12 protein-coding genes are annotated in these 11,737 nt (G+C 64.2%); 7 read left to right on the top strand and 5 right to left on the bottom strand.

What is annotated here, in order from left to right; all coding sequences use genetic code 11:
• The first annotated feature begins 25 nt into the window (after positions 1–25).
• Together K0B96_RS05660 and K0B96_RS05655 are read left to right on the top strand one after the other, a co-directional pair.
• The gene (locus K0B96_RS05660) at positions 26–304 is read left to right on the top strand and encodes a type II toxin-antitoxin system RelE/ParE family toxin (protein WP_220164813.1); all 279 of its coding nucleotides are present in this window, start codon (positions 26–28) and stop codon (positions 302–304) included.
• Positions 305–335: 31 nt separating this feature from the next.
• A complete protein-coding gene (locus K0B96_RS05655; RefSeq protein ID WP_220164811.1) occupies positions 336–635 on the top strand; it encodes a HigA family addiction module antitoxin in 300 nt (99 codons plus the stop codon).
• Between the two features lie 265 nt (positions 636–900).
• Here K0B96_RS05655 and K0B96_RS05650 read toward each other — a convergent pair whose 3' ends face one another.
• The gene (locus K0B96_RS05650) at positions 901–2,115 is read right to left on the bottom strand and encodes a glycosyltransferase (protein ID WP_220164809.1); all 1,215 of its coding nucleotides are present in this window, start codon (positions 2,113–2,115) and stop codon (positions 901–903) included.
• Positions 2,116–2,119: 4 nt separating this feature from the next.
• Positions 2,120–2,908 (bottom strand): PEP-CTERM sorting domain-containing protein, encoded by a 789-nt coding sequence (locus K0B96_RS05645; RefSeq protein ID WP_220164799.1) that lies wholly within the window; start codon positions 2,906–2,908, stop codon positions 2,120–2,122.
• 230 nt (positions 2,909–3,138) lie between these two features.
• Between K0B96_RS05645 and K0B96_RS05640 the strand changes: the two genes are divergently transcribed.
• Entirely contained in the window at positions 3,139–3,600 is a 462-nt protein-coding gene (locus tag K0B96_RS05640; protein ID WP_220164797.1) for a DUF5069 domain-containing protein, read from the top strand.
• A gap of 102 nt (positions 3,601–3,702) precedes the next feature.
• Here the strand turns inward: K0B96_RS05640 and K0B96_RS05635 are convergent, their stop codons facing one another.
• Both K0B96_RS05635 and K0B96_RS05630 read right to left on the bottom strand, forming a co-directional pair.
• Positions 3,703–4,569 carry an RNA polymerase sigma factor gene (locus K0B96_RS05635; RefSeq protein WP_220164794.1) on the bottom strand — a complete coding sequence of 289 codons (867 nt, stop codon included), beginning with the start codon at positions 4,567–4,569 and terminating at the stop codon, positions 3,703–3,705.
• 25 nt (positions 4,570–4,594) lie between these two features.
• Positions 4,595–5,008 carry a DUF1398 family protein gene (locus tag K0B96_RS05630; protein ID WP_220164792.1) on the bottom strand — a complete coding sequence of 138 codons (414 nt, stop codon included), beginning with the start codon at positions 5,006–5,008 and terminating at the stop codon, positions 4,595–4,597.
• Positions 5,009–5,160: 152 nt separating this feature from the next.
• Here K0B96_RS05630 and K0B96_RS05625 point away from each other — a divergent pair, with 152 nt between their 5' ends.
• The 3 genes from K0B96_RS05625 to K0B96_RS05615 are packed head-to-tail and all read left to right on the top strand — an operon-like array spanning position 5,161 to position 7,863.
• Entirely contained in the window at positions 5,161–6,210 is a 1,050-nt protein-coding gene (locus tag K0B96_RS05625; RefSeq protein ID WP_220164782.1) for a cytochrome P450, read from the top strand.
• 58 nt (positions 6,211–6,268) lie between these two features.
• On the top strand, positions 6,269–6,967 hold the full coding sequence (locus K0B96_RS05620) for a sulfotransferase family protein (protein ID WP_220164780.1): 699 nt from the start codon (positions 6,269–6,271) through the stop codon (positions 6,965–6,967).
• Positions 6,968–6,996: 29 nt separating this feature from the next.
• Positions 6,997–7,863 (top strand): hypothetical protein, encoded by an 867-nt coding sequence (locus tag K0B96_RS05615; protein WP_220164778.1) that lies wholly within the window; start codon positions 6,997–6,999, stop codon positions 7,861–7,863.
• Between the two features lie 138 nt (positions 7,864–8,001).
• On the opposite strand, the gene K0B96_RS05610 is transcribed toward K0B96_RS05615, so the two are convergent.
• On the bottom strand, positions 8,002–9,165 hold the full coding sequence (locus tag K0B96_RS05610; protein WP_220164776.1) for a tetratricopeptide repeat protein: 1,164 nt from the start codon (positions 9,163–9,165) through the stop codon (positions 8,002–8,004).
• 388 nt (positions 9,166–9,553) lie between these two features.
• Here K0B96_RS05610 and K0B96_RS05605 point away from each other — a divergent pair, with 388 nt between their 5' ends.
• The gene (locus K0B96_RS05605; protein ID WP_220164774.1) at positions 9,554–11,689 is read left to right on the top strand and encodes a glycoside hydrolase family protein; all 2,136 of its coding nucleotides are present in this window, start codon (positions 9,554–9,556) and stop codon (positions 11,687–11,689) included.
• The last annotated feature ends 48 nt before the right edge of the window (positions 11,690–11,737 follow it).

The raw sequence follows: 11,737 nt of genomic DNA, 5'->3' as shown, positions 1-11,737 counted from the left end.
ACCTCTTCGGCGGGCCGCCCCGCTTATGATTCAGTCCTTCGCCGACCACGACACCGAACAGCTTTTCCGCGAGGAAAAGAACCGGCGTTTCTCGGCGATTGCCCGGGTTGCCCTGCGGAAACTTTTTCAGATGAACCGGGCCGGAGTGCTCCAAGACCTCGCCGTGCCGCCCCGCAACCGGCTCGAAGCCCTCAAAGGTGATCGGGCCGGATTACACGCCATCCGGATCAACGACCAGTGGCGCCTGGTTTTCCGTTGGACGGAGAATGGCCCGGCCGAGGTGGCTATCGTAGATTACCATTGAAGCGCCTGCCATAACGCTCCACGTTATAGCCATGAACCCGCCCATCACACCCGGTGAAATCCTGCTGGAGGAATACCTCACTCCGATGGGAATCTCTCAAAACGCCATGGCCCGTGCCATCGGGGTGTCACCGCGCGCGATCAACGAAATCGTGCTTGGCCACCGCTCAATCACTCCCGTCATGTCCATCCGCTTCGGCGCTTTCTTCGGCCAGACACCCGAGTTCTGGCACGGACTACAAGTCGAGTGTGATTTTCGCGCCTTGGGCAAAAAGCAGAAAAAGCTCACCGCTAAAATCCGCCCTGCCCAAAGCCTCGGCCACGCCGCGTAATGGCCCTGCCAGTCAAGGGAAAATACCTAAACCACACGTCTCGACTATTGACCAACGAAACGAATTGCAGGCGCCTCCCCTGATTACGCGGCACACGCCAAATTTCCGAGTTCGAGGCGAGACGTTCGTATCGCCACTGTTATCCGGGTCGTGCGTGACGTTCTTCAACGATCGCCAGGCACACGTATCTTTGCTTTAGCATCACGGGCGTGCTCAGCTGAATCGGACATGTCTCGACTCGTGACACTTCGCTTACGCTGCGGGCTCATGCGGGCGAAGCTAACACCCGCTCGAAAAATTCTACATACCGCGGCGCGAGGTTCTGCGGGCGGTAACTTTCTCCGGCGGCTCGCGCCCGGCTGCTGGCCGCGGCGTAGAAGGCGTCGTCGTCGGCCAGCTTTTCGATGAATTCCACCCAGGGGGCGACGGCGGCCGGGCCGACCGGCGTGCGCGTTTCCAGCGTCAAATCAGCCGGAAGTGGCACCACGAAACCGCCGCCGTTGGCCGCTTCGGGCAGGCCGCCTCGATCGCTCACGATCGGCGGCACGCTATTGACAAGCGCTTCGGCGGCGACGCGGCCGAACGGTTCCTCCCACACGGAAGGCGCGAGCAACACGCGGGCGCCGCGAAAAATCTCCGCCGGCGTCGCCGTGGCAGGCGTGAACATCAGCGACTCGTGCCGGCGCAAGTCGAAGCCCCCCGCCAACCCCGCGCGAACTAGCGCGCCAGCGGAACCGCGCGATTCGATGAAGAGCATCGGCAAGTCGGGGCGGCGCAATGCGACCTCCTCCGCGAGTCGCGCGAGGAAAAACGCCCCCTTTTCCACCGACGGGTTCACGGCCACGAAGAATATGGGTTCGCGCTCCGCTGCGATGACATCGCGGGCGGCGAGCGGCGGGGGCAGCGCGACGCTCTCCAGCCCGAGCCGCTCGCGGTAGCGCGCGGAGACAAACTCGCTGCACGTCAGGACGGCGTCCAATTCGGCGAGCCAGCGCGCCTCGTAATAGCCGTGGTTGCGCAGGCCGAAGACGACTTTGACGCCCGCGGCCGACGCGCGGCGGTAACGTTCGACGTCGCCCGGTTGTCCCCCGAAGGCGAAGACGATGTCCGGACGAAAGTCCGCAAGTTCGCGGGCGTAAAGTCGGTTGAACTGCGAACCGTGACGCTCTGGCCAGGCGGAAACAGCGAGGCGCCCGGTATCGAGCAGCGCCGTGTGAATGCCATGCCGGTCGGTGAACGTCAGGACGGGACGATCATGGCGGTAGATCGCGCGATTCGGCGCGTGTTCTTCCGACACGATGCCCTGTTGCGCGAGCAGTGTGCGTCCATCGCCGCCGGCGGCCTCCGTCGCAGTGGTCGCGAGCGCGCGGACGGACCAGCCGGCATCGGCGAGAAACTCGCACGCAGTGCGCAGGGAGCGAGCCGCGCCACTGGCGGGGTCGTGCGGCAATTGCGGCAGCAGCAGCAAAAGCCGCGGCATGAGATCAGGCAGCCCGGCGACGGCGATAGGCGGCGTAGCCCATGACGAGCGCGCCGACCAGCAAGGCGTAAGTCGACGGTTCCGGCACGGCGGTCAGCGAGCTCGAGCCGAGCGCAAAACCCTCCGAGTTACCCATGCTCACGGAAATCGAATCGGTTGGCGCGATGGCGCTGAATTGGAGGTGGAGCTGCACGGAATAGCCCGCGGGGCTGAGGGCGAACGAAGATGGACCATCGCCCCATTCGGGAGTGGTGACGAGGTCGCTCACGCCCGAAAATGTCTCCGCGTCGAAAAAGCCGGATGCAGCCGTGATCGTCGTATTGTAACCGCCCTCGCCGAGCAGTGTGACATCGATCCACCAGGACGCGTTTGCGATGCCCGGACTGGAAGTAAGGGAGAATTGGTAAGCGAAAGGCACGTGCGCGCCATCGGTCGCCAGTGACCCGGAGCTGCCGGAGCTGGCTTGGAATCCGATCGTCGCCATGAGTCCGTAACCAGTCTCTGGCAAATCGGTGATGATGTAGTTTGCCCCGAACTGCTGGCCCGCAAAACCGGTCTCCGGAGAGGCTGATTTGGTGAACCAGCTCGAAGCCGTGTAGTTGGTCACGCCGCCGCCACCCGATGGGAGGAGAGCCGAAGCGCTCGTGGATGTCACCGGTCCGAACGTCACCTGCGCTTCGGCCTCGGTCGGCAGGACTGCGACCGCGAGCGGGGCGATCACGGCCGCCACTTTAGCTGACTTCGCAATAAAGGCCTTCGCAGACTGAAGCAGGGTGACGCGGGGAGTAATCATTATCTGGATGCTGGATGCCGCCAATGTGTGCGAGCAAGGGCTTTTTCTATTCACGCGGTGTTTTCAATGCCTGCGAGGCCGAGGTTCGTAGTCTCGCCCGCACCGCGGAGCCGAAGGCGAGTGGCTATAGTGCTGCAAAGAGAACTTCGCTGCACCGGTCGCGCACGCCGGAAGGCCTTGTTCAATCGTCTCCGTTCCGTTTGCTTCGCATCCCTCAACACCGCTCCCCCATGCCCCACGTTCCTGGTTTGCGCAGCGTCTACTCGAAAGTCGGCCGCCTGATATATTTCGGCCGCATGCTCGACAAAATCCGCCTGCATGCCGCTGGCCAGCTCCCCGCCGACTACGTCGCCAATCTCGGCACGGCACAGTTCTACACGCTCGATGGTCGCTGCTGCCGTTTCCTCGGCATCAACTACGACGAGCTGCGCGCCCGCACGCTCACCGGCGGCACCGACGAGGAATTGCTCGCGTGGGCTCATGCGCACGGCACGTTCCGCACCGACGAGGAGTGCCACATGTGGAATCGCTTCATCTTGAAGCTCGGCTGGCGCGACGAACGCACCGCCGTCCTGCCCCAGCGCATCCACGACAGCGGTCTCGAAGGCAAACCCATCGAGACCATCATCGACCACATCGAATACGACGAAGGCCGCGACCCCGTCGCCACTCGCGCCTGGGAAAACATCTGACTGGGAGCGCCAGCGCGCCGAGTCACGTTGCCTGTCACCACCTCCTGCGTTCCGCGTGCGCCGCCGTTCGGACTCCGCATCCTTCGCCTCGGCACTCGACGTTCACGCCTGAGCGCTCAATACCCGGCGCACCCGCTCCAGTAGCTCCGGTGCATCGGTGAACGGCGCGGCGCGATAGATCTCCGCGTGAGCGCGCTGTAATTCCTGCAACTCCTCCAGTCGTCCCGGCGCCGCGTCACGCACGGACGCGAGACGGTGCGCGGTGAACCGACGCTCCTTCGCATCGAGCCACCCATTCCGCATGAACGCGCCTGCTTTCTTCGTGCAGCGACATGGGTTCGCCGTGTTCACGAGACCGCATTTGTTCTGCATAAACTGATACAGGTCCTGCCGCGCTCGCGCGAGCAACTGCCGGAAATTCGCCGCCGTCACCTCCATTACCGCCGCCCCCTCATCGCTCGTGACGCCAAAGATCTCGCCCAAAACGAACGCCAGCCGTTGCCGCCGATCGAGACACATGAGCATCGCCGTCACGCACCCGAGCTTCGCCTCCTCCACGAGCAGCGCGTGCCCGATCGGCAGCAAAGACTCGTCGGGCAAATCCGCGTCTTCGCACGCGTCGAGCGAGCGCTCCAAGTCCGTAAACGTCATCCGCGACTCTTCCATTTCCGATTTCCGCACGTTGAGCAGATGATTGACCGCGATTCGATAGAGCCACGTGGGAAAGGCGCTGCGGCCCTCGAACGAGGCGAGATGGGTGACCGCCTTGATCAGAATTTCCTGGGTTGCATCTTCCGCCACGTCTCGTCGCCAGACCATCCGCAATGCGAGGTTGAACACCCAAGGCCGGTGGTGCCGCAAGAGTTGGTCCAGTGCTTCAAAGTTTCCCGCCTTCGCTTCCGCCACCCACACCGCCTCCTGCGGATCGGCCGCCAAAAGCGGACGCAGCTTCGGCGTGGACGATGGCATTCCAACAACCATGCCGCGCATCGAATCAAAGGCGAGACGCCGCTTGCGCTCCCGGAAACCACTCCGTGTGCAAATCCCCCTGGCGCCCGAAATAGATCACGCGTTTCCCGCGCAAAAACGCGCAGTATCCCTGCACGCCCGCCACCAGCACGCGGCGCGTGAAGTCGTGGTAGGACTGCCCGTCGCGCTGGCTGGCAACAATTGCCGCCTTCACTGCATTTTTGTCGAAGTCGGGCGCGATCTCCGGCAGTTCCGGGAAATCGATCGGAGTCACCACGATCTCGGAACTGCCGCCGGCGTAAAACGTTTTTCGCCGCGCCACGTAGTCCACGTGGTAAGTCTCGACGCCGGCCGCGAGAAGGTGGTGCACGACTTCGGGAAAGCTAGCCGCACCCGCCAGGACGCGCGCCGCCGTTGATTGGATAAGATCAATGTTCATTCGCTGGGTTGGACAATTTAGTCGCCACCCGTGTGACAAAAACGAACGGCTTTTTTGCAGATCTGCCCGTGCGCGCGGTGTGGTCGTCCCAATAGCGTTTTCGCCGCCACTCGCCCCTTGCCTTCGTTGCAACGAAAACATTGTTCTCGCGCATGCCCGTTTCGTCGCCGGTTCCGCTGCGCTACGATCCCCAGTCCTGGGGCTTTTATCGCGATCCTTTTTCGGTCTACGCCGCACTGCGCGCCCACGCCCCGGTGCACCGCGAACCGCTCCTCGATGGCGAACTCGTCTGTTCCACCCATGCGGACGTGAAGGCGATCCTGCGCGATCCGGCGTTCATCCCTTGCGACCTGGCCGCGTCCGTCTCGATCCATGCCGGCCCGGGCAATACTCACCTGCCGGCGATCCAATCCGCCCTCGACGCCACGGTGCTTCTGCAGAGCGGCCAAGGGCATCAATTGGCGCGCCGTGATTTTGCGCGGGTGCTGGGCCAGCGCACGATGCGCGAATCCGGCGCACTCGCCGAGCGCCTGGTCACCGAGTTGTTCGCCGATGCGCGCGCGCGCGGCGGCTTCGATCTCGTAAAGGATTTCGCCGATCTGCTTCCCTTCCACTTCATGGCCGAATTCCTCGGGGTCCCGCGAACGGACGTGCCGTTTCTGATGGACTGCTGCGAGCGCGTGGTGGTCGCCCTGTTCCGTCGCCATTGTTCGCGCACCGAATACGTCCAGCTCAACTCGCAGATCGCCTTGGCCCTCGACCATCTTGAGTCGCTCTTTCGCGAGCGCCGGACGCGGCCACGCGAAGACGGACTCACCCGCATGCTTCGCCAGGAAGACGGCGAGGCGACGGTTTCCGATCGGCACCTCGCCGCACGAGTTTATTTCATCTTCATGGTCGGCGTGGAGACCACGGTGACGTTTCTTGGCAGCTCTTTGCTCGCGCTACTGGAAAACCCGGAGGAGACCGCGCGCTGGCGGCAGGGTGACGTCGGGGCGGAGACCGCGGTGGAGGAGCTGCTGCGTTACACCAGCCCGGTGCAGGCGACGTTACGCGTGGCCACGGCCGAGAGAGAGATTCGCGGAGTGCACGTGCCTCCCGGTCAGCGCGTCTGCGCTCTCCTCGCCTCTGCCAATCGCGGAAACGGCGCGCACCGCGATCCAACTCGGCGACTTGCGCCCTCATCCGCGAATCATTCTTGAACTCATCGCCGCGCGTCGTGGACGCCGGTCCGCAGCTTCCGAACTGCCCGACTGGGATATGCTATTGGAACAGGCCGAACTGCGCGAGACCCACCGTCGCACTTACGCCGCCCTCCGCGCAAACTTCCTTTCCAGTCGGACGGCGCGACGCGCCGGGCAGGCCCCGGTCCCGTTCAAGGACGGATCGCCGGCGATACCGGCCAACGCGGTGTGGACGATTGTCACCGGCCTGCCCCGCGCCGGGCTTTCCCTGCTCTTACGCATGCTGGCCTTTGGCGGGTATCCGGTGCTCACCGACGGTCGTCGCCCGCCCGATGTCCACAATCCGCTCGGATATTTCGAATGGGCTCCCGCGGCTCGCCTGCACGTCGCGCCCCGGCTCATCGATGAAGCCGCCAACCACGCGCTCAAACTTCCTGCCGACGCCCTTTCTCATCTGCCGCGCGATCGCCGTTATCGCGTCCTCTTTGTCACGCGGGATCCGGAAGAAATAGCCCGCTCGCAAGCGACGGTGCTGGGCAAGGAACTTCCCGCGGAGGCAGCGGAACAACTCGCGCGTCGCGCCTCCGAACGCCTCGCCGCTGCGCGTGCCGACTCCGCCTTCGACGTGCTGGAAGTCCCGTTCAACGAACTGCGCCGCCATCCCGCCGAATGGGCTGCGCGGCTCACGGCCTTCCTCGGGCCCGAGCGCCTGCGCCGCCCCGAGGCCATGGCTGGCGCGATCCATCCGGACCTCCCACGCCACCGTCGCGCATGACCCCCTCGCTTCCTGATCAACCTTGGCAAGTGCGCCTGCCGTGGCCCGACGAGATCGGCCGCTTACCTGCCGCTCTGCGCGAGCCGATGAACCGACCCGGCGCCCGCCGGCACTGGATGTGGATACTCGTGGCCGGCGAATTCGAACGCATCGTAGGCGCCATCACGCTAGCCGAGCGCGATCCGGCAGGAACGGCGTCCCGCCCCGACGGTCGCCTCGATCTGGCCTTGCTGACCGCGTGGTGCCAGTCGGCCCCTCCGGCAGAGGCGCTCCTCGGCGCCGCGGTCGCTCACGCCGCTACGCTGGGCATTGAAGCGATCGAGATGCAGACGACACTCGACACGCCCGCCGCGCGGTGGCTCGCCGCGCAGGGCTTTGTTCAGTGCAAAACCCACGAGGTCTGGCGCGTCCCGTTTTCCTCCAATTTCGAACGTCGCCACGCTGCGATTGAGCGCGCGCTGATACGCCGCCCAATCGATGTCCGCCCGCTCGACGAAACGGCGCTGCCCGCCGTGCGTGCCATCTGCGCCGCACACGGGTTATTGACGCCCGATCGCGTCGTCCTGGCCCGTGGCGACCAAGATGGCTTCGATCCCGAGCTCTCGTTCGTCGCCGGTCCCCTGAGCGCGCCAACCGCGATCGTGCTGGTGCGGTCCAACGGTTCGCTTGCGTATCTTGAAGTGCTCGCGCGTGCGCCCGGTGGCGCCGCTCATGGGCCGGAAGTCGGAGCTCTGTTGCACGTTTTTTTCCGAACTGCCATGCGACGAGAAATAATGGAGACAACCTGCGTCTTGGACGCGGCCCAGGCTCCTGACACGGCCCGGTTGCTCGCCCGCGCCGACGCGGAACGGTTGGAACGGTTTGCGCTATTCCGCCGCGACGGCGTGGCGCGTTAGCCGCGCAGGCGCCGTTCGCGGCTCGCTCCCTCCACGGCACTCTCCGCCGCTGGCGAAAGGGCGCCGGGTATTAACGATTCAATCTCGCTGCTTCGATAACGCTGTGCCCAGCCGGCGATGACACCGGATCGAAGAGGGCTACAGTGAACCATTGACCGAGACCGTCCGCTTCGGTCTCAGCGCGATCTTTGCCAGCGTGTATTCAACCGACTCCACAGATCCCGTCGCCACCGCTTTTTCGAAAAGCCACGTCGCTGCCATGGCGTCGCCCGCGATGATTCGCTTCTGCGCTGCATAAAAGGCCGCTTCACCTTCTCGCGCGCGCCGCTCCGCGGCATCCTCAGACTCGGCCGCGGCCGCAAAGAGTTTTTTCTCATCGATCTCAGCACGCAGAAAGGCACCGAGCTGCGCGGCCCATGGATCGCGAAAATCCGCCCACGCCTTGGCGAGTTCTTCCGCGCGTTTGCCGCGCAACTTCGCGAGATAACGCCATAGTTGAGCGTAGTCGTGGAACGAACTCGTCGCCGGAACTTTCGCCATGGCCGCCGCAGCCCCGTCGAAATCTTCCTGCGCGAAACGCACCACGCCCAAGAGGTATTGGGCATTGTCGACGCTCTCGCGCAGACTTTCCCGCACGGCCCGGTCGTAGTCCGACTCGTCCACCGTCTTCGCCGCACCCGCCGCGACCCAGGCCGAGAGATCCTTTTCGGCGTCCGCATATTGCCCGAGCAGGCAATAACCGAGGTTCATGCAGGCACGCGCGTCGATGCGGCCGCCGTCGTCGTAGTCGGCCTTGAACCATTGCACCGCTTCCGCGGTCTCGCCCAGCGCCATCAAGCAGACCGCCTGCGGATAACGGGCTCGCGTGTAAGGGCCAAAACGGCCGCTGCGAAGATATTTAAAATCTTCCAAGGCCTCCTGATAACGCCCGAGGGCCAGCCGCGCCTCACCGCGCGTCTCCACGTTCTCGGGAAACTCGCCAGCCTTGCCTGCATCTTCGATCGCCCCGACGTAATCCCCGTTGTCCCTGCGCCAGCGCGCGCGGAGCGCATAGGTGCTTTTCAACTCGGGATTCAGCTGAATGACTCGGCCGAGATCCTCAATCGCACCGGGTTTGTCGCCGGCAGCCCAGCGCGCGCGGGCTCGCTGGCTGTAGGCTGACGCCAGTGCTGGAGAGTCCTGAACCATCGCGTCGAGAAGCCGCAAAGCCTGCGTCGTGTCGCCCGTGCTTTGCGCCTCCTGCACCAGCCGCATCCCTTCGCGCTCCGCCTGCGACTGCGACCACGCAGTCGCGCCGAGCATCGCGATTGCGAATACTATCATCCCGGTTATTCCCACCGAATTTCGCCGCGACATTAAACAGAGCGAAAGTGTTTCCGGCGCGGAAATCAACGCGTCATCCAAGGCAGTCGGCGGACGTTTTGCCGCCGCGCAGGGCCGCCACCCCATAAACCTGCCCCGCGGAACGTTCGCCGCGCAGTCTTAACAACCGGACCGACCGAAACGCAGGCGAGGCAACACCAGCCAAGCGTCGCTCAACGAGCCATCGAACCCGTTCATCCGTTGACGATATTTCCGATTTGGCATTGGCGCGGTTAGCCTGAATTTAACGGATAATAAATCCGGGCTGACGAAAGCCAATGTCCTCAAAACAGTCCGGCCTTCGGTTCCATTCCCACGCAATTCACGCATGAAAACAGGCACCTCGTATGACGGCCGGGGAAAAAGAGCGCGGGCAGTGAAACTCGCTGCCTGGTCTCGTCGCCTCGGTGCTACGATCCGCTGCGCGCTGGCGCTGGGACTCGTCTCCGCCGGGATCGCCGCCGAACCCAACGCGTTTCTCAATCTCTCCGCACGCGGTCGCGTGGACCGTGGTGAAAACATTTTGATTAACGGCTTGGTCGTCGAACACCGCTCCAATGTCCTCCTGCGGGGCATCGGGCCGTCACTTGGCAGCTTGGGCGTCCGCAGTCCCCTCGCGCGCGCCCGCCTATCGTTGTTCGACAGCGCGGGTGTCCCGCTCGCGGTCAATACGAGCTGGCGCACTGCCATTCCCGCGTGGAGCGATGCCACCGGCGCCCAGAACTACACCGCCAGCGGCGGACCATCGAATGTCGTGACCACCGTCATGGCCCAGATCGGCGCGTTCCCCCTCTCCTCGGACGACGATGCGGCCCTCTACGTCGAGCTCGCACCTGGCAACTACACCGTCCAACTCGCGCCGGACGACGACACGCCCGGCGTCGGGCTGGTGGAAGTCTATCTGGTGAACGCAAACATCGATCCGATCCCGCCGTCATGGCGTGTCCGTCAGGCGCCGGAAACCGGATACACGCCGACGCGCGAGGGCTTCGCGCCGATCGCGGCGGTCGATGAATCCAGCGGACGCACACTCCAACTGAGCTTCGACACGCCGTTCCAGTGGAATCTGCCTTCTGGTGCGACGCCTGCCAGTCTCACGGCTGCGACTCTCGAGCTAACTTGGGTCAGCACCGGCACGCCGGACATCCAGCGCGGACGCGCCGGCGTCGTTGATTCGCGCGGCTGGTTAATCGCTCCGCGTTACACCAAGACGGCGGCCAATTCCGCCAAGGTTGCATCCCTCACCACGATCGGCGCAGCCGCCACAGTGATCCGCGAAGTGGCCACGCTCACGTTCACCGATCTCGGCGGAGGCACGTTCACGTATCAATGGGGCAGTGACGATACCGCGAACGATCGCATCGGCGTCGTGTCCGGACAGACCCACGGCTCGTTTCGCTGGAGCAAGGCTCCCACTCTCGCCGGCCCACCGGCAACGTCCTCCGGCTTTTTTCGAATTTTTCCCGAGGCGTTCACCGATGGTCGCCCGGCCGCGAGTTGGGCGGTCGACGTCGAGGACGCTGGAGTAGTGTTGCGCCATGGCGACGGACCCGCTGCGAGCGACGTGAACGGGGCGCGGGAGGCGATCGTCACCGACCTCGGCGGCGGTCAATATTTGATGCACTACGATGGGTGCGGCGCGATCGGCTGGCGGGCTTGTCAGGCGCTGAGCAGCGATTTGATTCACTGGCATAAAAACGGCCCGATCCTGCAGCTCGGCAATGCAGGCGCGATCGATGCGGGAGGCGCCTGCTCGCCTTGGATAATTCAGGCGGCCGACGCGTGGCACATGTTCTATCTCGCCACCCCAACCAGCACGGCCCCGCCTGCGCTGGTTCCTTCCTCGCCTTACTTGACGCGCACGGCGACGGCGCCTTCCGCCCTCGGGCCTTGGACCAAGCAGCCGGCGGTCGTCCCGTGGGACCTCGTCCCTGGCACCTACTACGCCGCGACAGCCTCGCCGGGACACATCATCTTTCAGGGAGGCGAATATCTACAATTCTTCAGCGGCGCAGCCCAGGCCGGATCTGCGTTCTTGCGCACGCTCGGGTTGGCCCGCACGAACAATCTCAACGGACCTTGGACGATCTCCGCGCAACCGCTGCTGCCTCCCACGGAGCAAATCGAGAACTCGAGCCTCTACTATGAGCCGGCAAATGGACTCTGGTTTCTTTTCACCAACCATATCGGAATCGACGCGATCCATGGCGAATTCACCGACGCCGTGTGGGTCTATTGGTCGGCGGATCCGACGCAGTGGAATCCCGCGCACAAAGCCATCGTCCTCGATGCGACGCGGAGCACGTGGGCGAAATCCGCGATCGGGATGCCGACCGTCGTTCCGGTGGGTTCACGGCTTGCGGTGTTCTACGACGGCAACGATCACCGTGACTTCAGTCACATGGGCCGCGACATCGGAGTCGCGTTCATCGACCTCCCACTGCGGCCGCCCTCACTCGACTGAAGGCACGCGACCTGACGTGTGTTCGCAAAAACCAAGAGCTCACACGTG

Origin of the sequence: Horticoccus luteus (genome assembly GCF_019464535.1) — a bacterium.
GTDB lineage: Bacteria > Verrucomicrobiota > Verrucomicrobiia > Opitutales > Opitutaceae > Horticoccus > Horticoccus luteus.
The sequence above is the reverse complement of the archived record's forward strand: the minus strand, read 5'-3'. Positions and strand labels throughout refer to the sequence as shown.